The following is a 23,110-nucleotide window of genomic DNA, read 5'->3' as shown; positions in this document are numbered from 1 at the left end:
ATACGCGAAAAGCCTTGCATTATAGCGAGGCTTTTCGTTTTCTGCAAGCAATCAAAGACTTAGCGCCGCCCGGCAAGCCGGGCGGCGCTGCAAGCCTTATTGCAGCTTGATTTCCACGTCGACGCCAGCCGGCAGGTCGAGCTTCATCAGCGCGTCAACCGTCTTGTCGGTCGGATCGACGATGTCCATCAGGCGCTGGTGGGTGCGGATTTCAAGCTGGTCGCGCGACGTCTTGTTGACGTGCGGCGAACGGAGGATATCGAAGCGCTGGATACGCGTCGGCAGCGGCACGGGGCCACGGACGATCGCGCCGGTCCGCTTTGCCGTGTCGACGATCTCGGCAGCCGACTGATCAATCAGACGATAGTCGAAAGCCTTCAGGCGAATGCGGATTTTTTGCTGCTGCATGGCGATTCCTTCAAAAGAGCGAGGCGATATTGCACCGCCGGATCACAAAAAGAACGTAGGACCGGACATCCGCGGAGAGCGGGCGCCCGGCCCCGGGCGCTGAATATTACTACAAACTGCGGATCGTCGATATTACTCGATGATCTTGGCGACGACGCCGGCGCCGACGGTACGGCCACCTTCGCGGATCGCGAAGCGCAGGCCTTCTTCCATCGCGATCGGCGCAATCAGCTTCACCGTGATCGACACGTTGTCGCCCGGCATCACCATTTCCTTGTCCTTCGGCAGTTCGATCGAGCCCGTCACGTCCGTCGTACGGAAGTAGAACTGCGGACGGTAGTTGTTGAAGAACGGCGTGTGACGACCACCTTCGTCCTTCGACAGCACGTACACCTCAGCCGTGAAGTGCGTGTGCGGCGTGATCGAACCCGGCTTCGCCAGAACCTGGCCGCGCTCCACGTCTTCACGCTTCGTGCCGCGCAGCAGGATACCGACGTTGTCGCCCGCCTGACCCTGGTCCAGCAGCTTGCGGAACATTTCCACGCCCGTGCAGGTCGTCTTCACCGTCGGCTTGATACCGACGATTTCGATTTCCTCACCAACCTTGACCACGCCGCGCTCGACACGACCCGTCACCACCGTACCGCGGCCCGAGATCGAGAACACGTCTTCCACCGGCATCAGGAACGCACCATCGACCGCGCGCTCCGGCGTCGGGATGTACGTGTCCAACGCGTCCGCCAGGCTCATGATCGCCACTTCGCCCAGCTCGCCCGTGTCGCCTTCCAGCGCCAGCTTCGCCGAACCCTTGATGATCGGCGTGTCGTCGCCCGGGAAGTCGTACTTCGACAGCAGTTCGCGCACTTCCATCTCGACCAGTTCGAGCAGTTCCGCGTCGTCCACCATGTCGCACTTGTTCAGGAACACGATGATGTACGGAACGCCAACCTGACGCGCCAGCAGAATGTGCTCACGCGTTTGCGGCATCGGGCCGTCCGCAGCCGAGCACACTAGAATCGCGCCGTCCATCTGCGCCGCGCCCGTGATCATGTTCTTCACATAGTCAGCGTGGCCCGGGCAGTCGACGTGGGCGTAGTGGCGGTTCGCCGTCTCGTATTCCACGTGCGCCGTGTTGATCGTGATGCCGCGCGCCTTTTCTTCCGGCGCCGCGTCGATCTGGTCATATGCCTTCGCTTCGCCGCCGAACTTCTTCGTCAGCACCGTCGTGATCGCTGCCGTCAGCGTCGTCTTGCCGTGGTCAACGTGACCAATCGTACCAACGTTCACGTGCGGCTTGGTCCGCTCGAATTTACCTTTTGCCATGACTCTCTTCTTTCAAAAATAATCAGTTGTATTGTCGAGTTACTTCGACTTGGCGCTGATGATCGCATCAGCAACGTTCTTCGGAGCTTCAGCGTAGTGCTTGAACTCCATCGTGTACGTTGCACGACCTTGCGTCAGCGAACGCAGCGACGTCGAGTAGCCGAACATCTCCGACAGCGGCACTTCGGCGCGAACGATCTTGCCGCCGCCGACCATGTCATCCATGCCCTGGATAATGCCGCGACGACCCGACAGATCGCCCATCACGTTGCCCATGAAATCTTCAGGCGTCTCGACTTCCACAGCCATCATCGGCTCGAGCAGAACCGGATCGGCGCGGCGCATTGCTTCCTTGAACGCCATCGAACCAGCCATGCGGAACGCATTTTCGTTCGAGTCGACGTCGTGGTACGAGCCGAAAGTCAGCGTGACCTTGACGTCCACCACCGGGAAGCCTGCCATCACACCGCTCTTCAGGGTTTCTTGAATACCCTTGTCGACCGAAGGAATGAATTCGCGAGGAATCACACCGCCCTTGATCGCATCAACGAATTCATAACCCTTGCCTTGCTCGCTACGCTCAAGCGTAATCACCGCATGGCCATACTGACCACGGCCGCCCGACTGCTTGACGAACTTGCCTTCCACATCTGCAGCCGACTTGCGAATGGTTTCGCGGTATGCCACCTGCGGCTTGCCGACCGTCGCTTCCACGCCGAACTCACGCTTCATCCGGTCAACCAGGATTTCGAGGTGGAGCTCGCCCATGCCCGAAATGATCGTTTGACCCGATTCTTCGTCGGTCTGCACGCGGAACGACGGATCTTCCTGAGCGAGACGGTTGAGCGCCAGGCCCATCTTTTCCTGGTCAGCCTTCGTCTTCGGCTCGACTGCCTGCGAAATCACCGGCTCCGGGAAAATCATGCGTTCGAGCACGATCGGATGTGCCGGATCGCACAGCGTGTCGCCCGTCGTCGCTTCCTTCAGGCCGACCGCTGCAGCGATGTCGCCGGCGCGCACTTCCTTGATTTCTTCGCGCTGGTTCGCGTGCATCTGCAGAATACGGCCGAGACGTTCCTTCTTGTCCTTGGTCGCGTTGAGCAGCGTGTCGCCCGAATTCACCACACCCGAATACACGCGGAAGAAGATCAGTTGGCCGACGAACGGGTCGGTCATGATCTTGAACGCGAGCGCCGAGAATTTCTCGTCGTCGGCAGCGCGGCGTTCCGTCTTCTCGCCATTTTCGAGTTCGCCCGTAACCGGCGGAATATCGACCGGCGACGGCAGGAAGTCGATCACGGCGTCGAGCATGCGCTGCACGCCCTTGTTCTTGAACGCGGTACCGCACAGCATCGGCTGGATTTCGCAAGCGATCGTACGATCTCGCAGGCCCTTGACGATTTCCGCCTCGGCCAGCTCGCCCGCCTCGAGATACTTGTTCATCAAGTCTTCGCTCGATTCGGCCGCTGCTTCAACCATCTTCTCGCGCCACTCGTTGCACGTATCGGCGAGTTCAGCCGGAATGTCGACGTAGTCGAACTTCGTGCCTTGGGACGCCTCGTCCCAAATGATCGCCTTCATCTTGATGAGGTCGACGACGCCCTTGAAGGTCTCTTCCGCGCCGATCGGCACCACCACCGGCACCGGGTTCGCCTTCAGACGCGTCTTCAGTTGGTCGTAGACCTTGAAGAAGTTCGCGCCGGTACGGTCCATCTTATTGACGAACGCAAGACGCGGCACCTTGTACTTGTTCGCCTGGCGCCACACCGTTTCCGACTGCGGCTGCACGCCGCCCACTGCGCAGTAGACCATGCACGCACCGTCGAGGACGCGCATCGAGCGCTCCACTTCGATCGTGAAGTCGACGTGCCCCGGGGTGTCGATGATGTTGATGCGGTGTTCCGGATAGTTGCCGCCCATGCCCTTCCAGAAGGCGGTGGTCGCAGCGGACGTGATCGTGATGCCACGCTCCTGTTCCTGCTCCATCCAGTCCATCGTTGCAGCGCCGTCGTGAACTTCACCGATCTTGTGGTTCACACCGGTGTAAAACAGAATGCGCTCGGTCGTCGTCGTTTTGCCGGCGTCGATGTGAGCGCTAATACCGATGTTGCGGTAGCGCTCGATAGGAGTCTTACGAGCCACTTTGATCCTCTATTGGTTGGCGCGATGCGACCCTTGTCGCAGCACACCTCAACACAAACGGGCGAGGCGCTCGAAAAGCGCACCCGCCCGGAATTTTTCCGCTAACAGCCCAGCCTGGCGCTTAGAAACGGAAGTGCGAGAACGCCCGGTTGGCTTCCGCCATCCGGTGAACTTCGTCGCGCTTCTTCATTGCGCCGCCGCGGCCTTCAGCCGCTTCGGAGAGCTCACCGGCCAGACGCAGCGCCATCGACTTCTCGCTACGCTTCTTCGCAGCCTCGCGCAACCAGCGCATCGCCAATGCCATACGACGCGACGGGCGCACTTCGACCGGAACCTGATAGTTGGCACCACCAACGCGACGGCTCTTCACTTCGACCACCGGCTTCACGTTGTTGAGCGCAACCGTGAACACTTCCAGCGGGTCCTTGCCACCCTTGGTCTGGATTTGTTCGAATGCGCCATAAACGATGCGTTCAGCGACCGACTTCTTGCCGGACAGCATCAGCATGTTCATGAACTTGGCTACATCAACGTTGCCGTACTTCGGATCCGGCAACACTTCCCGCTTGGGGACTTCGCGACGACGCGGCATGTTTCTTCCTTTACCTGTTCAGTTGGAGCTCGAAAGCCCCGCGGCCACCAACTAACCCGATCTCATCTGCTCGACTAACCAGCTTGGCCGGGTGACCACTTACTCGACAGCACCGGCAATCCGGCACCACCGCCTTAACCGCCCGGAGGCGATCTCCATTCAGAGGCAGCTTACTTCGCAGCCTTCGCACGCTTCGCGCCGTACTTCGAGCGAGCTTGCTTACGGTCCTTGACGCCCTGCGTATCCAGCGAACCGCGAACCATGTGGTAACGCACACCCGGCAAGTCCTTCACACGGCCGCCGCGGATCAGCACAACCGAGTGTTCCTGCAGGTTGTGGCCTTCACCGCCGATGTACGAAATCACTTCGAAGCCGTTCGTCAGGCGAACCTTGGCGACCTTACGGAGTGCCGAGTTCGGCTTCTTCGGCGTCGTCGTGTACACACGGGTGCACACGCCGCGACGCTGGGGGCAGTCCTGCAAGGCCGGGCTCTTGCTCTTCGTCGTTTCCGACGCACGGCCTTTGCGAACCAGTTGATTGATGGTTGGCATTGTTTATTCCTGAAATTGACCAAAAACGACGCGTCGGCCTCGGGCAAAGCGAAATCCGACGTGCGTGACGCTCCGGAACGAGCACGCGACCTAGGGCTTGCGCCCAGGAATCAACCCACCGAGAACCGGAACCTCGCATGATATTCCGAAAATCCCAAGTGAGTCAACAGCTTGCGTGATTTTTGGTGCCGGAATACAGGCGGGCGCGACGCGCGTCAGGCCGCTTCGACGACCTCGAGGATCTCGTCGCCGAAGCGGTCGAGCTTGCGCGCGCCGATCCCCGGAATATGGCGCAGGTCGTCGATCGACTCCGGCGCGTTGCGGGCGATCTCCGCGAGCGTCGCGTCATGGAAGATCACGTACGCGGGCACGCCGTCGCTCTTCGCGGTCTCCGCCCGCCATGCGCGCAACCGCTCCCAGCATGCGCGCTCGCGCGGATTCATGCCGGCCGTCGGATCGACGCGTGCGCCGCTGCGGCCCGACGACTGGCGGGTGCGCGCCGGCTTCACGTAGCGGCGCAGCGTGACCTTCTCCTCGCCCTTCAGCACCGGCTTGCTCGCCTCGGTCAGCACGAGCGCGCCGAATCCGCCGTGATCGACGGCGAGGTAGCCGAACGCGACAAGCTGCCGGAAGATCGCGCGCCATTCGGGCTCGGACAGCTCGGCGCCGATGCCGAACGTGCTGAGATTCTCGTGGCCGCGCTGCAGCACCTTCTCGTTGCGCGCGCCACGCAGCACTTCGATCAGGTGGCTCGCGCCGAAATTGAAGCCGCTCGCGCGCTGCGCCCGGAACACGCACGACAGCGCCATCCGCGCCTCGCGCGTCGCATCCCACGTCGCCGGCGGCTCCAGGCAAGTGTCGCAGTTGCCGCACGGCGCGCTCGTCTCGCCGAAATACGCAAGCAGCCGGACGCGGCGGCACGACGCCGTCTCGCACAGCCCGAGCAGCGCGTCGAGCTTCGACGTCTGGACGCGCTTGTGCGTGTCGTCGGCGTCCGACTCGTCGATCATCTTGCGCTGCTGGACCACGTCGCCGAGCCCGTACGCCATCCACGCGTTGGCGGGCATGCCGTCGCGACCCGCGCGGCCCGTCTCCTGGTAGTAGCCTTCGACGCTCTTCGGCAAATCGAGGTGCGCGACAAAACGCACGTCCGGCTTGTCGATGCCCATCCCGAACGCGATCGTCGCGCACATGACGACGCCTTCCTCGCGCTGGAACATCTCCTGGTGCCTCTGGCGGATTTCGAAATCCATCCCCGCGTGATACGGCAGCGCGCGAACCCCTTGCGCCTTCAGCCACTCGGCTGTCTCCTCGACCTTGCGGCGCGACAGGCAGTAGACGACGCCCGCGTCGGTCGTGCCGTCCGCATTCGTGTGCTCCGCCCGGATGAAGTCGAGCAGCTGCGCGCGCGCGTTGTCCTTCTCGACGATCCGGTACCGGATGTTCGGCCGATCGAAGCTCGATACGAAAATCCGCGCGTCGTCGAGCGCGAGCCGCTGGACGATCTCGTCGCGTGTGATCGCGTCAGCGGTCGCCGTCAGCGCGATCCGCGGTACGTCCGGGAAGCGCTCGTGCAGCACCGACAGCTGGATGTATTCGGGCCGGAAATCGTGCCCCCACTGCGACACGCAGTGTGCCTCGTCGATTGCGAAGAGGCCGATGCGGGCGCGCTCGATCAGATCGAGAAAGCGCGGCGTCATGAGCCGCTCGGGCGCGACGTAGAGCAGATCGATGTCGCCGTCGCGCAGCGCGCGCTCGGTCGCGGCCGCCTCGGCGCCGGAAAGCGTCGAATTCAGATACGCGGCGCGCACGCCGACTTCGGAAAGCGCGGCGACCTGGTCCTGCATCAGCGCGATCAGCGGCGACACGACGATGCCGGCGCCGCGGCCCGCCTCGCTGCGCACGAGCGCCGGGATTTGATAGCAGAGCGACTTGCCCCCGCCTGTCGGCATCAGCACGAGACAGTCGCCGCCCGCGGCGACGTGCTCGACGATCTCGCCCTGTTGACCTCGGAAGGCGGGATAGCCAAAGATTTCGTTGAGAATTTCGAGCGCGCGGGACATGGATCGGATGGAGGACAGCGAAAAGAGCCGGTTGGCGGAATTTTACCAACGTCCCCGCAGCGAAAGGAGGACGGCGTGCGCACGTTGTCCGTTCGGCGGACTCGCCGCCGAACGGTTCGCGAAAAAAAAGCCGCCCGGTCGAAACCGGGCGGCTTCATCAGCAGACTGGCAAAGCGGCTCACGCCGCTTCGCTTACTCCGCCGGATGCTGCGGCTCTTCGGCGGGCGCCGCCGGCGTGCCGAACTCGAACGCCTCTTCCGCTGCGATCTGGTCGAAACGCTCGCGATCCGACAGTTCCTTCGCCTTGCGCGCCTTGTGGAACGCGAGGCCCGTACCTGCCGGAATCAGACGACCGACGATCACGTTTTCCTTCAGGCCACGCAGATCGTCGCGCTTGCCCATGATCGCGGCTTCGGTCAGCACGCGGGTCGTTTCCTGGAACGATGCCGCGGAGATGAACGAGTCGGTCGACAGCGACGCCTTCGTGATACCCAGCAGGATGTTGTCGTACGACGCCGGGCGCTTGTCCTCAGCGGTCATGCGATCGTTCTCGTCCAGCATGTCCGAACGCTCGACCTGCTCGCCAGGGATGAAACGCGTATCGCCGTTGTCGGTGATCTGCACGCGGCGCAGCATCTGACGCACGATCACTTCGATGTGCTTGTCGTTGATCTTCACGCCTTGCAGACGGTACACGTCCTGCACTTCGTCGACGATGTAGCGCGACAGCGCCTCGATACCCTGCAGACGCAGGATGTCGTGCGGATCGGCCGGGCCGTCCACGATCATTTCGCCCTTGTTGACGACCTGAGCATCGTGGACCAGCACCTGCTTTTCCTTCGCAATCAGGAACTCGTGCTGGTTGCCCTCGAGATCCGTGATGACGAGACGCTGCTTGCCCTTCGTGTCCTTGCCGAACGACGTCGTACCGGTGACTTCCGCGAGAATGCCCGCATCCTTCGGCGAACGCGCTTCGAACAGCTCGGCGACTCGCGGCAGACCGCCGGTAATGTCACGCGTCTTCTGCGCTTCGGTCGGGATCCGCGCGAGCACCTCACCCACCTGCACCTGCTGACCGTCCTTCACGGTGATCAGCGCGCCGACCTGGAAGCCGATCTGCACCGCGTGCTCCGTGCCCGGGATCTTCACTTCGTCGCCGTTCGCGTCGAGCAGCTTCACCTGCGGACGCACGCTCTTCGAAGCTTGCGAACCGCGGCGCTTCACGTCGATCACGACGAGGGTCGAAAGACCGGTCACGTCGTCGATCTGCTTCGCGACCGTCACGCCTTCCTCGACGTTCTCGAACTTCACCGTACCGCCGTACTCGGTGATGATCGGACGCGTCAGCGGATCCCACGTGGCCAACTGCGTACCCGCCTTGATCTGCGCACCGTCGAGCTGCAGCAGCGTCGCGCCGTACGGCACCTTGTGGCGTTCACGCTCACGGCCGATATCGTCCGTGATCATCGCCTCGCCCGAACGCGAGATGACGATCTGCTCGCCCTTCGCGTTCGTGACGTAACGCATCGTCGCCGTGAAGCGCACGGTGCCGTTGCTCTTCGCTTCGACCGACGAAGCCACTGCCGCGCGCGATGCCGCACCGCCGATGTGGAACGTACGCATCGTCAACTGCGTGCCCGGCTCACCGATCGACTGCGCCGCGATCACGCCGACCGCTTCGCCGACGTTCACGAGCGAGCCGCGGCCGAGGTCGCGGCCGTAGCACGACGCGCACAGACCGTAGCGCGTTTCGCAGGTCAGCGCCGTGCGCACGCGCACTTCGTCGATGCCAAGGCGCTCAATCTCTTCGACTGCCGTTTCGTCGAGCAGCGTGCCGGATTCGTACAGAGTTTCCTGCGTTTCCGGATTCACGACGTCCGCCACCGCGACGCGGCCAAGGATACGGTCGCGCAGCGCTTCGACGACTTCACCGCCTTCGACGAGCGCCTTCATCGCGACGCCGTTGGACGTACCGCAATCGTCCTCGACGACGACGAGATCCTGCGTCACGTCGACGAGACGACGCGTCAGGTAACCCGAGTTCGCCGTCTTCAGCGCCGTATCAGCCAGACCCTTACGTGCACCGTGGGTCGAGATGAAGTACTGCAACACGTTCAGGCCTTCACGGAAGTTCGCGGTAATCGGCGTCTCGATAATCGAGCCGTCCGGCTTCGCCATCAGGCCGCGCATACCGGCCAGCTGACGAATCTGCACCGCCGAACCCCGGGCGCCCGAGTCGGCCATCATGTAGATCGAGTTGAACGATTCCTGGCGCGTTTCGTTGCCGTCGCGGTCCGTCACCGGCTCCGTCGACAGTTGCTCCATCATCGCCTTGCCGACCGCTTCCGACGTCGCCGACCAGATGTCGACCACGTTGTTGTAGCGTTCCTGCGCGGTGACGAGACCCGACATGTATTGACGGTCGTACTCCTTCACCTTCTTCGCGGCGTCGCCGACGATCGTTTCCTTCTGCGGCGGCACGAGCATGTCGTCGACGCAGATCGAGATGCCGGCGCGCGTCGCGAGACGGAAGCCCGACTGCATCAGCTGGTCGGCAAAGACCACCGTCGCGCGCAGACCGCACTTGCGGAACGCGGTGTTGATGAGGCGCGAGATTTCCTTCTTCTTCAGCGGCTTGTTCAGCACCGAGAACGGCAGGCCGGCAGGCAGGATTTCCGACAGGATCGCGCGGCCGACGGTCGTCGCGTACAGCGAGATCTTCGGCACGAACTGCGGCGCGCCTTCCGACGTGTCCTCGTTGCGGACCATTTCGGTGATCCGCACGTTCACGCGCGATGCGAGCTCGACTTCCTTGTTTTCGTACGCGCGGAGCGCTTCCGACACGCCGGTGAACGTCAGGCCTTCGCCCTTCGCATTGATCGCTTCGCGGGTCGCGTAGTACAGACCCAGCACGATATCCTGCGACGGCACGATCGACGGATCGCCGTTCGCCGGGAACAGCACGTTGTTCGACGCGAGCATCAGCGTGCGCGCTTCCATCTGCGCTTCGAGCGACAGCGGCACGTGAACGGCCATCTGGTCACCGTCGAAGTCGGCGTTGAACGCCGCGCAGACGAGCGGGTGCAGCTGGATCGCCTTGCCTTCGATCAGCACCGGCTCGAACGCCTGGATGCCGAGACGGTGCAGCGTCGGCGCGCGGTTCAGCATCACCGGGTGCTCGCGGATCACCTCTTCGAGGATGTCCCACACGACCGCCGTCTGGTTCTCGACTTCCTTCTTCGCAGCCTTGATGGTCGTCGCGACGCCCATCACTTCCAGCTTGTTGAAGATGAACGGCTTGAACAGCTCGAGCGCCATCAGCTTCGGCAGACCGCACTGATGCAGCTTCAGCGTCGGGCCGACCACGATGACCGAACGGCCCGAGTAGTCGACGCGCTTGCCGAGCAGGTTCTGACGGAAGCGGCCGCCCTTGCCCTTGATCATGTCCGCGAGCGACTTCAGCGGACGCTTGTTCGCGCCCGTCATCGCCTTGCCGCGGCGGCCGTTGTCGAGCAGCGAGTCGACGGCTTCCTGCAGCATCCGCTTTTCGTTGCGGACGATGATCTCCGGCGCCTTCAGCTCGAGCAGACGCTTCAACCGGTTGTTACGGTTGATCACGCGGCGATACAGGTCGTTCAGGTCCGACGTGGCGAAGCGGCCGCCGTCGAGCGGCACGAGCGGACGCAGTTCCGGCGGCAGCACCGGCAGCACTTCGAGGATCATCCACTCGGGCTTGATGCCCGAGCGCTGGAATGCCTCGAGGACCTTCAGGCGCTTCGCGTACTTCTTGATCTTCGCTTCCGAGCCGGTGTTCTTCAGCTCGGTGCGCAGCGTCTCGACCTGCTCGTCGATGTTGATCGCGCGCAACAGTTCACGCACGCCTTCCGCGCCCATCTCTGCACGGAATTCGTCGCCGTATTCCTCGACCTTGTTGTAGTAATCCTCTTCGGTCATGATCTGCCGCGCCTTCAGCGGCGTCATGCCCGGATCGATCACCACGTATGCTTCGAAGTACAGCACGCGCTCGATGTCGCGCAGCGTCATGTCGAGCACCATGCCCAGACGCGACGGCAGCGACTTCAGGAACCAGATGTGCGCGACCGGCGAGGCCAGCTCGATGTGGCCCATCCGTTCACGACGCACCTTCGCGAGCGTCACTTCGACGCCGCACTTCTCGCAGATCACGCCGCGGTGCTTCAGGCGCTTGTACTTGCCGCACAAGCACTCGTAGTCCTTGATCGGGCCGAAGATCTTCGCGCAGAACAGACCATCGCGCTCCGGCTTGAACGTGCGGTAGTTGATCGTCTCCGGCTTCTTTACTTCGCCGAACGACCACGAACGGATCTTGTCCGGCGAAGCCAGACCAATCTTGATCGCGTCAAAAACTTCTTCTTGTTGGACTTGCTTGAATAGATCGAGCAGCGCTTTCATTGCTTTCTCTCCGTAGTCCGATTAATTGCGGTCGAGATCGATGTCGATACCGAGCGAGCGGATTTCCTTCACGAGCACGTTGAAGGATTCCGGCATGCCTGCATCGATCACGTGATCGCCCTTGACCAGGTTCTCGTAAACCTTGGTCCGGCCGGTCACGTCGTCCGACTTCACCGTCAGCATTTCCTGCAGCACGTACGATGCGCCATACGCTTCGAGCGCCCACACTTCCATTTCACCGAAACGCTGGCCGCCGAACTGAGCCTTGCCGCCCAGCGGCTGCTGCGTCACGAGCGAGTACGGGCCCGTCGAACGCGCGTGCATCTTGTCGTCGACCAAGTGGTGCAGCTTCAGGTAGTGCATGTAACCGAGCGTCACGCGACGCTCGAACATCTCGCCCGTGCGGCCGTCGTACAGACGAACCTGGTTCTTCGACGGATTCATGCCGAGCTGTTCGGCGATGTCGTCCGGGAATGCCAGATCGAGCATCTTCGACATTTCTTCTTCGGTCGCACCATCGAACACCGGCGTCGCGAACGGCACGCCTTCGCGCAGGTTCTTCGCCAGTTCGAGGATCTCGTCGTCGCTGAAGCTTTCCAGATCTTCCGCGCGGCCCGACTCGTTGTAGATCTTCGTCAGGAACACGCGCAGTTCCTCGATCTTCGTCTGACGCGCCAGCATTTCGCCGATACGCCAGCCGAGACCCTTCGCGGCCCAGCCGAGGTGCACTTCCAGAACCTGACCCACGTTCATCCGCGACGGCACGCCGAGCGGGTTCAGCACGACGTCTGCCGGACGGCCGTCGGCCATGTACGGCATGTCCTCGATCGGAACGATCTTCGACACGACACCCTTGTTACCGTGACGGCCTGCCATCTTGTCGCCAGGCTGCAGACGGCGCTTCACCGCGAGATACACCTTGACCATCTTCAGCACGCCCGGCGGCAGTTCGTCGCCTTGCGTGAGCTTCTTGCGCTTCTCTTCGAACGCGAGGTCGAACTGGTGACGCTTCTCTTCGATCGAGTTCTTGATCGCTTCGAGCTGCGCGGCCGCTTCGTCGTCGGCGAGGCGGATGTCGAACCAGTGATAGTGGTCGAGGTCTTCCAGGTAAGCCTGGTCGATCTTCGTGCCCTTCGCGAGCTTCTTCGGACCGCCGTTCGCGACCTTGCCGACGAGCATGCGCGCGAGACGCTGGAACGCGTCGCCTTCCACGATACGCAGCTGGTCGTTCAGGTCGAGACGATAGCGCTTCAGTTCGTCGTCGATGATCTGTTGCGCACGCTTGTCGCGCTGGATGCCTTCACGCGTGAAGACCTGGACGTCGATCACCGTGCCGCTCATGCCCGACGGCACGCGCAGCGACGTGTCCTTCACGTCCGACGCCTTCTCGCCGAAGATCGCGCGCAGCAGCTTCTCTTCCGGCGTGAGCTGGGTTTCGCCCTTCGGCGTCACCTTGCCGACCATCACGTCGCCCGCTTCGACTTCCGCACCGATGTAGACGATGCCCGATTCGTCGAGACGGCCGAGCTGGACTTCCGCCAGGTTCGAGATGTCGCGCGTGATTTCTTCCGGCCCGAGCTTCGTGTCGCGTGCAACGACGTTCAGCTCTTCGATGTGGATCGACGTGTAGCGATCGTCGGCCACGACCTTCTCCGAGATCAGGATCGAATCCTCGAAGTTGTAGCCGTTCCACGGCATGAACGCGATCAGCATGTTCTGGCCGAGTGCGAGCTCGCCCAGATCCGTCGATGCGCCGTCGGCCAGCACGTCGCCTCGCGCGACCTTGTCGCCCATCTTCACGATCGGACGCTGATTGATGTTCGTGTTCTGGTTCGAACGCGTGTACTTGATCAGGTTGTAGATGTCGACGCCGACTTCGCCCGCGACCGCTTCGTCGTCGTTCACGCGAATCACGATACGGCCCGCGTCCACATAATCGACGACGCCGCCGCGCAGCGCCTGCACCGTCGTACCCGAGTCGACCGCCACGGTGCGCTCGATGCCGGTACCGACGACGGGCTTCTCGGGACGCAGACACGGCACGGCCTGACGCTGCATGTTCGAGCCCATCAGTGCACGGTTCGCGTCATCGTGCTCGAGGAACGGAATCAGCGAGGCCGCAACCGACACGATCTGCGACGGCGCCACGTCCATGTACTGAATGCGGTCCGGCGTGACCATCATCGTTTCGCCGGCTTCGCGCGACGACACCAGTTCGTCGACCAGCTGACCGTTGTTGTCGATCGCCGCGTTCGCCTGCGCGATCATGTAGCGGCCTTCTTCGATCGCCGACAGATAGTCGATCTGATCGGTCACCTTGCTGTCGGCGACCTTGCGGTACGGCGTCTCGAGGAAGCCATACTCGTTCAGGTGTGCGTACAGGGCGAGCGAGTTGATCAGACCGATGTTCGGACCTTCCGGCGTTTCGATCGGGCACACGCGGCCATAGTGGGTCGGGTGCACGTCGCGGACTTCGAAGCCCGCGCGCTCGCGCGTCAGACCGCCCGGGCCCAGCGCGGAAACGCGGCGCTTGTGCGTGATTTCCGACAGCGGGTTGGTCTGGTCCATGAACTGCGACAGCTGCGACGAACCGAAGAACTCGCGGATCGCCGACGAGATCGGCTTCGAGTTGATCAGGTCGTGCGGCATCAGGTTTTCGCTTTCGGCCTGGCCGAGGCGTTCCTTCACCGCGCGCTCGACGCGCACGAGACCCGCGCGGAACTGGTTCTCCGCCAGTTCGCCGACGCAGCGCACGCGACGGTTGCCGAGGTGGTCGATGTCGTCGACTTCGCCCTTGCCGTTGCGCAGCTCGACGAGGATCTTGATCGTCGCGAGGATGTCGTCGTCCTGCAGCGTCATTGGGCCCGTGATTTCGTCACGGCCGACGCGGCGGTTGAACTTCATGCGGCCGACCTTCGACAGGTCGTACGCGTCTTCGCTGTAGAACAGACGATTGAACAGCGCCTCGACGGCTTCTTCCGTCGGCGGCTCGCCCGGGCGCATCATCCGGTAGATCGCGATGCGCGCGGCCGTCTTGTCGACGGTTTCGTCGACGCGCAGCGTCGACGAGATGTACGGACCCTGGTCCAGATCGTTCGTGTAGAGCGTCTGGATTTCCTTGATCTTCGCTTCGCGCAGCTTCTCGAGCACACCTTCCGTGATCTCGTCGTTCGCGTTCGCGATCACTTCGCCCGTGTCGCCGTCGACGACGTTCTTCGCCAGCACGCGGCCGAGCAGATAGTCTTCGGGCACCGAGATGTACTTGGTCTTCGCGGCTTCGAGATCGCGAATGTGCTTCGCATTGATCCGCTTGTCCTTCTGGACGATGACCTTGCCTTCGCGATCAGTGATGTCGAAGCGCGCGACTTCGCCACGCAGGCGCTCGGGCACGAACTCCATCTGCGCGCCTTCGTCCATCAGCGTGAAGTTGTCGAAGACGAAGAAGTTCGCGAGGATCTGTTCCGGCGTGAGGCCGATCGCCTTCAACAGGATCGTGACCGGCATCTTGCGACGACGGTCGACGCGGAAGAACAGCACGTCCTTCGGATCGAATTCGAAGTCGAGCCAAGAGCCGCGGTACGGAATGATCCGCGCGGAGAACAGCAGCTTGCCCGAGCTATGCGTCTTGCCCTTGTCGTGTTCGAAGAACACGCCGGGTGACCGGTGCAGCTGCGACACGATCACGCGCTCGGTGCCGTTGATGACGAACGAACCGGTCGGCGTCATGAGCGGAATTTCGCCCATGTACACTTCCTGTTCCTTGACTTCCTTGACGACGGGCTTGCTCGGCGACTCCTTGTCGAGGAGCACGAGGCGCACCTTCGCGCGCAGCGCCGAGCAATAGGTCAGGCCGCGCTGCTGGCATTCCTTGATGTTGAACGCCGGCGACGACAACGCATAGCTTACGAACTCGAGACGAGCAAAGCCGTTATGCGAGACGATGGGAAACACCGACGTGAAGGCGGCCTGCAACCCTTCGGACTTGCGTTGCGCGGCGAGCACATCGGCTTGCAGAAATGTGCTGAATGATTCAAGCTGGGTGGCCAGCAGAAAAGGCACTTGGTGAACGATGGAACGCTTCGCGAAACTCTTGCGAATGCGCTTCTTCTCGGTGAAGGAATATTGCATACGATCTCCGAATCACGACGGGCGCTATCGAGGCGGGATACCTTGACGTGTCAAACCCGAGTGTTCACCGACTGAGACCCGATGGCCGTCCGACGGCACGAGCCGAGAAGCTTGGTGGTTGGCCGCTACCAACCGCTGGCTGACGGCAGCGGATGCCTGTGTTGCCCGCTGCCCGACCAAACTTGCCTTCTGCAGTCGCTTCAGAAGACAAAGAGAATCGCCGATCGATGGTGGATAGGCGTTTTTCTTTGGCTTCTAAGGGTGCTCGTCCGACCTCTTCAAAGAGTGTCAAAACACTGCCCCCACAAAGCACAAAAAGGCCGGCGGTGAAAAACCGCCAGCCTTCGCACAGCGCGTCGAAACTTACTTGATTTCGACCTTCGCGCCAGCTTCTTCCAGCTTCTTCTTCGCATCGTCGGCAGCGGCCTTGTCCACGCCTTCCTTGACGGGCTTCGGTGCGCCGTCGACGAGGTCCTTCGCTTCCTTCAGGCCCAGGCCCGTGAGTTCGCGAACGGCCTTGATGACGGAAACCTTGTTGGCGCCGGTTTCAGCCAGAACGACCGTGAATTCGGTCTTTTCTTCAGCAGCAGCAGCCGCGCCGCCAGCAGCCGGGCCAGCAACGGCGACAGCAGCAGCCGACACGCCAAACTTCTCTTCAAACGCCTTGACCAGCTCGTTCAGTTCCAGAACAGTCATCCCTTCGACTGCTGCCAGGATGTCTTCTTTTGCGATTGCCATTTGAAATACTCCTAAATTGAATTCGGATACAGCCAGCGATCTGTTGTGCCCAGATGCGTCCGCTTATGCAGCTTCGGCCTGCGTCTTCTCCGCCAGCGCGGCCAGAGCGCGCGCAAAGCCGGAAACAGGTGCCTGCATGACGAACAGCAGCTTCGAGAGCAGTTCTTCGCGGCTCGGGATGCTGGCCAGCGCTTGCACGCCCGCCTTGTCCATCACCTTGCCATCGAACGAACCGGCCTTGATGACCAACTTGTCATTGCTCTTGCTGAAGTCGTTGACGACCTTCGCAGCAGCAATGGCATCTTCCGAGATGCCGTAGATCAGGGGGCCAGTCATCTGCTCCGCCAGGGGAGCAAACGGCGTACCTTCGACGGCGCGGCGCGCCAGCGTGTTCTTCAACACGCGCAGGTAAACCTGTTGCTCGCGCGCTTTCGCGCGCAGCGTGGTCAGATCGCCAACCGTAATCCCACGATACTCAGCCAGCACAACGGTCTGGGCCTTCGCAACTTGCGCGGCGACCTCAGCAACGACGGCTTGCTTGTCTTCTCTATTAAGCGGCACGGTTAGCCTCCAGAATCGATACGCTCCGCATGACGCGTCGCGTACCTCGTTCAACAACGGCGTCCGACTCGTTAGGAGTATTTCCGCCGAAGATCGTCGATCGCTCGCCGACCTTCCGCTTCACCACTGCAAAACTTTTTCGGGTTCGCCATCTGCGTTGGCTTGCATTAAGGGATCGCTCAACTGCTGCTTTCCCACCAACGGTCTTTGATAACCGGCCGTCCGACGATGCTGCACCGAACGACCGCCCAAAGCCCTTTTTAGCCGCTTCTTGCGGAAGCGGCCCGAATACTTCGCTTACTGCGCGGCCAGCGAGCCCTGGTCGACGCGAACGCCGACGCCCATCGTGCTCGACAGCGCGATCTTGCGCAGGTACACGCCCTTGCTCGTCGCCGGCTTCGCCTTCTGCAGCGCTTCGATCAGCGCCGACAGGTTCGTGCGCAACGCGGTCGACTCGAACGATGCACGGCCGATCGTCGCGTGGATGATACCCGCCTTGTCGACACGGAATTGCACCTGACCCGCCTTCGCATTCTTCACTGCGGTCGCGACGTCCGGGGTGACCGTGCCGACCTTCGGGTTCGGCATCAGGCCGCGCGGACCGAGGATCTGACCCAGCGTACCGACGATACGCATCGTGTCCGGCGAAGCGATCACGATGTCGAAGTCCATTTGACCGGCCTTGATCTGCTCAGCCAGATCTTCCATACCGACCACTTCGGCGCCGGCAGCGCGCGCTTGCTCGGCTTTCTCGCCTTGCGCGAACACGGCGACGCGGACCGATTTGCCGGTACCAGCCGGCAGCACGACCGAACCACGAACGACCTGGTCCGACTTCTTCGCATCGATGCCGAGCTGAACCGCGACGTCGATCGACTCGTTGAACTTCGCGCTCGCACATTCCTTCACGAGAGCCAAAGCCTCGTCGATCACGTACAGTTTCTGACGGTCGACCTTAGCGGCAAATGCCTGACGGCGCTTCGAGATCTTGGCCATTTACACGCCCTCCACAGTGATGCCCATCGAGCGTGCGCTACCAGCGATGGTGCGAACGGCTGCATCGAGATCAGCTGCCGTAAGATCCGGCATCTTGGTCTTCGCGATTTCTTCCGCTTGCGCGCGGGTGATCTTGCCGACCTTGTCGGTGTGGGGCTTGCTCGAGCCCTTGTCGACCTTCGCCGCCTTCTTGATCAGGACCGTTGCGGGCGGGGTCTTCATCACGAACGTGAAGCTCTTGTCCGCGTATGCCGTGATGACGACCGGCACCGGCAGGCCCGGCTCCATGCCTTGAGTCTGCGCGTTGAACGCCTTGCAGAACTCCATGATGTTCAGGCCGCGCTGGCCCAGTGCCGGACCGACCGGCGGCGACGGGTTGGCTTTACCTGCAGGGATCTGCAGCTTGATAAAGCCGACAATCTTCTTTGCCATTTGAAAACCTCGTTGGAACGCATGAAAGCGTCCGGTGAGTGATAACGCGGGTTCGTCCTGCGACTACTTGCGCTCCTCAACGACCATTAGCGCGGGCCGTAAGCGCGAAAGGTGGGCAGCTCCCGGAGCTGCCCACCTGAACTTGCTCAAACCTTCTCGACCTGACCGAATTCCAATTCGACCGGTGTTGCGCGACCGAAAATGGTGACCGACACGCGAACTCTCGATTTTTCGTAGTTCACTTCTTCGACCGTGCCGTTGAAGTCCGTGAACGGACCTTCCTTCACCCGCACCATCTCGCCGACTTCGAACAGGGTCTTCGGGCGTGGCTTCTCCACGCCTTCCTGCATCTGCGACATGATCTTTTCGACTTCCCGCGGGGAAATCGGACTCGGGCGATTACGTGCCCCACCGACGAAACCGGTGACCTTCGCGGTGTTTTTCACGAGGTGCCACGTTTCGTCCGTCATCTCCATTTCCACCAGCACGTAGCCGGGAAAGAAACGACGCTCGGTCACCGCCTTGTGACCGCCCTTGACTTCAACCACTTCCTCAGTCGGAACCAAGATCTGGCCGAACTTGTCCTGCATGCCGGCACGCTCGATACGCTCTTGAAGCGCACGTTGCACGCTCTTCTCCATACCGGAGTAGGCGTGCACGACGTACCAACGTTTTCCGCTCGGGGATGCCGGAGTATCGCTCATATCATTTCCAACCCAGAATCACCGAGAAAATCACCCATTCGATGGATTTATCGCTTATCCAAAGAAGGAGAGCCATGACCAGCACAAAACCGAAGACGACAAGCGTGGTTTGCGTGGCTTCCTTGCGCGTGGGCCAAACGACTTTGCGCACTTCGCGATATGAATCCTTCGCAAAAGCAATGAAGCTCTTGCCCGGGAGCGATATCAATGCAACGCCCACACCGGCGATCACCCCCACTGCCAGAGCAGCGCCGCGGACATACCACTCCTTGCCACCCAGCAAGAAGAAGCCCGCGAATCCGGCCAAGACCAACAATACACCCAGGGCCAGCATCAGCTTATCGCCGGAGGTATTTACAGTTTCGACGGAAGGATTCGCCATAACACTCTAAAACAAACGCCACGTAGAAGAACGTGGCTTATGTGGCAGGGGCAGAGGGAATCGAACCCCCAACCTTCGGTTTTGGAGACCGACGCTCTGCCAGTTGAGCTATACCCCTAGACCATGTTGGGACCGGCTGACACCGGCCCCTAAACTGTCGATCAGCGAGAACTGGCTTACTCGATGATCTTGGCGACGACGCCGGCGCCGACGGTACGGCCACCTTCGCGGATCGCGAAGCGCAGGCCTTCTTCCATCGCGATCGGCGCAATCAGCTTCACCGTGATCGACACGTTGTCGCCCGGCATCACCATTTCCTTGTCCTTCGGCAGCTCGATCGAGCCCGTCACGTCCGTCGTACGGAAGTAGAACTGCGGACGGTAGTTGTTGAAGAACGGCGTGTGACGACCACCTTCGTCCTTCGACAGCACGTACACCTCAGCCGTGAAGTGCGTGTGCGGCGTGATCGAACCCGGCTTCGCCAGAACCTGGCCGCGCTCCACGTCTTCACGCTTCGTGCCGCGCAGCAGGATACCGACGTTGTCGCCCGCCTGACCCTGGTCCAGCAGCTTGCGGAACATTTCCACGCCCGTGCAGGTCGTCTTCACCGTCGGCTTGATACCGACGATTTCGATTTCCTCACCAACCTTGACCACGCCGCGCTCGACACGACCCGTCACCACCGTACCGCGGCCCGAGATCGAGAACACGTCTTCCACCGGCATCAGGAACGCACCATCGACCGCGCGCTCCGGCGTCGGGATGTACGTGTCCAACGCGTCCGCCAGGCTCATGATCGCCACTTCGCCCAGCTCGCCCGTGTCGCCTTCCAGCGCCAGCTTCGCCGAACCCTTGATGATCGGCGTGTCGTCGCCCGGGAAGTCGTACTTCGACAGCAGTTCGCGCACTTCCATCTCGACCAGTTCGAGCAGTTCCGCGTCGTCCACCATGTCGCACTTGTTCAGGAACACGATGATGTACGGAACGCCAACCTGACGCGCCAGCAGAATGTGCTCACGCGTTTGCGGCATCGGGCCGTCCGCAGCCGAGCACACTAGAATCGCGCCGTCCATCTGCGCCGCGCCCGTGATCATGTTCTTCACATAGTCAGCGTGGCCCGGGCAGTCGACGTGGGCGTAGTGGCGGTTCGCCGTCTCGTATTCCACGTGCGCCGTGTTGATCGTGATGCCGCGCGCCTTTTCTTCCGGCGCCGCGTCGATCTGGTCATATGCCTTCGCTTCGCCGCCGAACTTCTTCGTCAGCACCGTCGTGATCGCTGCCGTCAGCGTCGTCTTGCCGTGGTCAACGTGACCAATCGTACCAACGTTCACGTGCGGCTTGGTCCGCTCAAACTTTTCCTTGGCCATTTTCAACTCCCGAAAGGAATTTCACATGTTGCGCCGCGCGCAAACAGACACTGACTACTTCGCTGGTGCCCATGGGCAGGATCGAACTGCCGACCTCTCCCTTACCAAGGGAGTGCTCTACCACTGAGCCACATGGGCGCCCTACGCTTCAACTACTTGGACTGGAGCGGGTGAAGGGAATCGAACCCTCGTCGTAAGCTTGGAAGGCTTCTGCTCTACCATTGAGCTACACCCGCAAGGGCCAGCAACGATTCCTTATACCGCTCTGTGCTTATGTCTTGGTGGAGGAGGTTGGATTCGAACCAACGTAGGCGTAAGCCAACAGATTTACAGTCTGCCCCCTTTAGCCACTCGGGCACCCCTCCGTAGAGAACTGACGATTATGGGGGTACATCGAATTCGTGTCAAGCGCTTCGTTGAGATTATTTACATCTTCTTCGAGCGCGCCGATGTCGTCCGACCTGCGTCGCCGCTTTTCAGTTGCCGCCGCATCGGCAACGGGGCCATCTATGCGCGTTACTGAACCGAACGGGAACGTCTGGCACCACCTTTCGCCGCCTCCGCCCGCCTGGCAAGAAACGCGCCGGAAAACGGAAGACCTGAATCATACGGTGTTGGAAGAGTGCCGCCAAGTGCCGAACGGCGATCAAACACAAAAGAAATCGCCCCAAGTGCAAAAAGCAAGCGATCAATAATCGAGCCCCATATATGAATCGTCGCTCGCGGGATTGATCAGCGACGTCAGCACGTGGTCCGTCCGTGTGCCGTTTATCTGAAGATAGCGACGCGCAAAGCCCTCGCTCTCGAAGCCTAACCGAGCAAGAAGCCGGCCGCTACGCCCATTCTCGGGACGGTAGTTCGCCATGATGCGATGCAGGCGCAGCACGCCGAACAACACGTGCTCGATCGCGACCCGCAGGCCCGCCCGCATCAACCCTCGCCCCTGTAGCGCCCCGTCGCCAGAAAATCCGAGGTGGCACGCCTGAAACGGCCCGCGCACGATGTTCGTGAAGTGGCAGACTCCGGAGAGCGGCGCTGTCTTCGGCCCGAAACAGGAGCAAATGCAGCGTGGATTGTGAGTCATTCTTCCGCGCCATATCGATGAGCCTCACCTCGATCGAGGACAGGGAGTAGAAGGCGCCATCCCTGAGCGGTTCCCACGGTGCTAGATGGTCGATGTTCGACGTGTAATAGCGGTGCAGCGCTCGCGCATGCGTGGGGGTCGCCGCCTGCCAGGCGATACCTTTCGCCACGACGAGGCTGCCGAGAGCAAATTCGCGTCGATGTGGCATCTTCCTTCACCGTCGGAAACGTTGGAAATCCGATTTCGGCCTTTCTTGATGATGCATACGCGTCGGCCTCTCAGCAGATCTGCTCCGATGAGACGCTCCGGCATTCTGTTCTAAGCGAATTTCCTCGACTCAACCATCCTTCTCTTTCGCCTGATGCAAATAGGTGCCAGGAGTAGACGAGTGCGACGCTTGAGTTGCCGATGCCGGCAACCGTCCAAGCAAAAGAGGAGAAATGGCGTTTCGCTAGGAGGCCGAGATCGAAGCTGCAAGAAAAGCCCCCTGCACGACGCCTCAGTGTGAGGTTTAACGACCATTGGCCGAATTAGGCGACCATTGAGAGCGGAATATGCATCCATTTCGCTCGCGAGGATTATTCGGGCGAGTTCTTCAAAGGCAGTACCGTGGGTGAGTTGTTCCATTGAACTCGGAATCTTGCCCTGGGCATTTCCGATGCCATCGGATCCTCGAGCGTCACGGGCGCGGCACTTGCACTACCGCTTGCCAATGGCAGGCGTTCGCGACGACATACACCGCGCAAGAGCGGTTCGTCGCGCGGCGATTGAATTCCTAGGTGCGGGGTTGTCGCGAAGCGGTAGCCTTGAAGCTTGGCATAGATGCACGCGGCGCGGGAGTTTACCCAAAGAAGAAAACAGGATCGGCGTGTGCCCGACGGCGGATTTCAAAGCGGTCGATCTACGCCAGCCATCGTAGCGCGGTTGCGTCCCACGCCAGTGGCTCGCTACCGCGTCGGCCATGCGATGCGACGAGGCCTGCAGACAAGGCTGACGATGGCTGGAGCAGGAGTTGGGTGAGAAGGGAGGTGGGGCGTTGGGAAGACGCGGGTGCCTGTGCCTGGTCGAGGGGCCTGGGAGTTTGGAGTGGAGGGGGTGTAAAAAACAAAACCCCCGCCTGGGTGGGCGGGGGTTTTGAGAGGGGAGCCTGACGATTACCTACTTTCACACGGGCAATCCGCACTATCATCGGCGTAGAGTCGTTTCAC

The 23,110-nt window shown here is 61.4% G+C and carries 17 protein-coding genes and 4 tRNA genes; 1 reads left to right on the top strand and 20 read right to left on the bottom strand.

Annotated features, from left to right (window positions below):
* Window positions 1-96: 96 nt before the first annotated feature.
* The 19 genes from rpsJ to WS62_RS30900 all read right to left on the bottom strand — a co-directional run bounded on the left by rpsJ (window position 97) and on the right by WS62_RS30900 (window position 21,183).
* Entirely contained in the window at window positions 97-408 is a 312-nt protein-coding gene (gene rpsJ / locus WS62_RS30990; protein ID WP_004199280.1) for a 30S ribosomal protein S10, read from the bottom strand.
* A gap of 132 nt (window positions 409-540) precedes the next feature.
* On the bottom strand, window positions 541-1,731 hold the full coding sequence (tuf, locus tag WS62_RS30985; RefSeq protein ID WP_066486698.1) for an elongation factor Tu: 1,191 nt from the start codon (window positions 1,729-1,731) through the stop codon (window positions 541-543).
* 39 nt (window positions 1,732-1,770) lie between these two features.
* The gene (gene fusA / locus WS62_RS30980; protein ID WP_059472181.1) at window positions 1,771-3,873 is read right to left on the bottom strand and encodes an elongation factor G; all 2,103 of its coding nucleotides are present in this window, start codon (window positions 3,871-3,873) and stop codon (window positions 1,771-1,773) included.
* Window positions 3,874-3,994: 121 nt separating this feature from the next.
* Window positions 3,995-4,465, bottom strand: a complete 471-nt coding sequence (rpsG, locus tag WS62_RS30975) for a 30S ribosomal protein S7 (protein ID WP_004198359.1) — start codon at window positions 4,463-4,465, stop codon at window positions 3,995-3,997.
* Window positions 4,466-4,635: 170 nt separating this feature from the next.
* Complete coding sequence (gene rpsL, locus WS62_RS30970) at window positions 4,636-5,016, bottom strand: 30S ribosomal protein S12 (protein ID WP_004521903.1); 381 nt, start codon at window positions 5,014-5,016, stop codon at window positions 4,636-4,638.
* A 215-nt stretch (window positions 5,017-5,231) separates the two neighbouring features.
* Window positions 5,232-7,079, bottom strand: coding sequence for a DNA helicase RecQ (gene recQ, locus WS62_RS30965; RefSeq protein WP_066579227.1), 1,848 nt, complete (start codon window positions 7,077-7,079; stop codon window positions 5,232-5,234).
* Between the two features lie 192 nt (window positions 7,080-7,271).
* On the bottom strand, window positions 7,272-11,510 hold the full coding sequence (rpoC, locus tag WS62_RS30960) for a DNA-directed RNA polymerase subunit beta' (RefSeq protein ID WP_066579225.1): 4,239 nt from the start codon (window positions 11,508-11,510) through the stop codon (window positions 7,272-7,274).
* A gap of 21 nt (window positions 11,511-11,531) precedes the next feature.
* Window positions 11,532-15,638, bottom strand: coding sequence for a DNA-directed RNA polymerase subunit beta (rpoB, locus tag WS62_RS30955; RefSeq protein WP_066579223.1), 4,107 nt, complete (start codon window positions 15,636-15,638; stop codon window positions 11,532-11,534).
* 363 nt (window positions 15,639-16,001) lie between these two features.
* Window positions 16,002-16,376, bottom strand: a complete 375-nt coding sequence (rplL, locus tag WS62_RS30950; RefSeq protein ID WP_038754735.1) for a 50S ribosomal protein L7/L12 — start codon at window positions 16,374-16,376, stop codon at window positions 16,002-16,004.
* A gap of 63 nt (window positions 16,377-16,439) precedes the next feature.
* A complete protein-coding gene (gene rplJ / locus WS62_RS30945) occupies window positions 16,440-16,937 on the bottom strand; it encodes a 50S ribosomal protein L10 (RefSeq protein WP_066579217.1) in 498 nt (165 codons plus the stop codon).
* A gap of 297 nt (window positions 16,938-17,234) precedes the next feature.
* Window positions 17,235-17,933, bottom strand: a complete 699-nt coding sequence (rplA, locus tag WS62_RS30940; protein WP_066579210.1) for a 50S ribosomal protein L1 — start codon at window positions 17,931-17,933, stop codon at window positions 17,235-17,237.
* Window positions 17,934-18,365, bottom strand: coding sequence for a 50S ribosomal protein L11 (rplK, locus tag WS62_RS30935; protein WP_004198368.1), 432 nt, complete (start codon window positions 18,363-18,365; stop codon window positions 17,934-17,936).
* Window positions 18,366-18,511: 146 nt separating this feature from the next.
* On the bottom strand, window positions 18,512-19,069 hold the full coding sequence (gene nusG / locus WS62_RS30930) for a transcription termination/antitermination protein NusG (protein ID WP_004525645.1): 558 nt from the start codon (window positions 19,067-19,069) through the stop codon (window positions 18,512-18,514).
* A 1-nt stretch (window position 19,070) separates the two neighbouring features.
* Window positions 19,071-19,451 carry a preprotein translocase subunit SecE gene (secE, locus tag WS62_RS30925; RefSeq protein WP_066486712.1) on the bottom strand — a complete coding sequence of 127 codons (381 nt, stop codon included), beginning with the start codon at window positions 19,449-19,451 and terminating at the stop codon, window positions 19,071-19,073.
* Between the two features lie 42 nt (window positions 19,452-19,493).
* Window positions 19,494-19,569 (bottom strand) — tRNA-Trp (locus tag WS62_RS30920).
* 58 nt (window positions 19,570-19,627) lie between these two features.
* The gene (gene tuf / locus WS62_RS30915) at window positions 19,628-20,818 is read right to left on the bottom strand and encodes an elongation factor Tu (protein ID WP_066486714.1); all 1,191 of its coding nucleotides are present in this window, start codon (window positions 20,816-20,818) and stop codon (window positions 19,628-19,630) included.
* Between the two features lie 63 nt (window positions 20,819-20,881).
* Window positions 20,882-20,956: transfer RNA gene (locus WS62_RS30910), tRNA-Thr, on the bottom strand.
* Between the two features lie 24 nt (window positions 20,957-20,980).
* Window positions 20,981-21,054: transfer RNA gene (locus tag WS62_RS30905), tRNA-Gly, on the bottom strand.
* Window positions 21,055-21,097: 43 nt separating this feature from the next.
* Window positions 21,098-21,183 (bottom strand) — tRNA-Tyr (locus WS62_RS30900).
* Window positions 21,184-21,267: 84 nt separating this feature from the next.
* Here WS62_RS30900 and WS62_RS37145 point away from each other — a divergent pair.
* Entirely contained in the window at window positions 21,268-21,513 is a 246-nt protein-coding gene (locus WS62_RS37145; RefSeq protein ID WP_156441195.1) for a hypothetical protein, read from the top strand.
* Here the strand turns inward: WS62_RS37145 and WS62_RS35615 are convergent.
* Window positions 21,507-21,902, bottom strand: coding sequence for a GNAT family N-acetyltransferase (locus WS62_RS35615; RefSeq protein WP_231748466.1), 396 nt, complete (start codon window positions 21,900-21,902; stop codon window positions 21,507-21,509). The two genes, WS62_RS37145 and WS62_RS35615, sit on opposite strands and share 7 nt — an antisense overlap.
* Window positions 21,903-23,110 lie beyond the last annotated feature (1,208 nt).

The sequence above is a fragment of the Burkholderia sp. ABCPW 14 genome (assembly GCF_001523835.1).
GTDB classification, from domain to species: domain Bacteria; phylum Pseudomonadota; class Gammaproteobacteria; order Burkholderiales; family Burkholderiaceae; genus Burkholderia; species Burkholderia mayonis.
This window is presented reverse-complemented; position numbering and strand designations above follow the sequence as displayed.

Coding starts and splice junctions, on each gene's coding strand:
- rplA (WP_066579210.1), bottom strand. CDS start 17,933: ATGGCCAAGATCTCGAAGCGCCGTCAGGCATTTGCCGCTAAGGTCGAC.
- rplL (WP_038754735.1), bottom strand. CDS start 16,376: ATGGCAATCGCAAAAGAAGACATCCTGGCAGCAGTCGAAGGGATGACT.
- rpoB (WP_066579223.1), bottom strand. CDS start 15,638: ATGCAATATTCCTTCACCGAGAAGAAGCGCATTCGCAAGAGTTTCGCG.
- WS62_RS37145 (WP_156441195.1), top strand. CDS start 21,268: ATGTCGTCCGACCTGCGTCGCCGCTTTTCAGTTGCCGCCGCATCGGCA.
- rpsL (WP_004521903.1), bottom strand. CDS start 5,016: ATGCCAACCATCAATCAACTGGTTCGCAAAGGCCGTGCGTCGGAAACG.
- WS62_RS35615 (WP_231748466.1), bottom strand. CDS start 21,902: ATGACTCACAATCCACGCTGCATTTGCTCCTGTTTCGGGCCGAAGACA.
- recQ (WP_066579227.1), bottom strand. CDS start 7,079: ATGTCCCGCGCGCTCGAAATTCTCAACGAAATCTTTGGCTATCCCGCC.
- rpsG (WP_004198359.1), bottom strand. CDS start 4,465: ATGCCGCGTCGTCGCGAAGTCCCCAAGCGGGAAGTGTTGCCGGATCCG.
- nusG (WP_004525645.1), bottom strand. CDS start 19,069: ATGAGCGATACTCCGGCATCCCCGAGCGGAAAACGTTGGTACGTCGTG.
- rpoC (WP_066579225.1), bottom strand. CDS start 11,510: ATGAAAGCGCTGCTCGATCTATTCAAGCAAGTCCAACAAGAAGAAGTT.
- rplK (WP_004198368.1), bottom strand. CDS start 18,365: ATGGCAAAGAAGATTGTCGGCTTTATCAAGCTGCAGATCCCTGCAGGT.
- secE (WP_066486712.1), bottom strand. CDS start 19,451: ATGGCGAATCCTTCCGTCGAAACTGTAAATACCTCCGGCGATAAGCTG.
- rpsJ (WP_004199280.1), bottom strand. CDS start 408: ATGCAGCAGCAAAAAATCCGCATTCGCCTGAAGGCTTTCGACTATCGT.
- tuf (WP_066486714.1), bottom strand. CDS start 20,818: ATGGCCAAGGAAAAGTTTGAGCGGACCAAGCCGCACGTGAACGTTGGT.
- tuf (WP_066486698.1), bottom strand. CDS start 1,731: ATGGCAAAAGGTAAATTCGAGCGGACCAAGCCGCACGTGAACGTTGGT.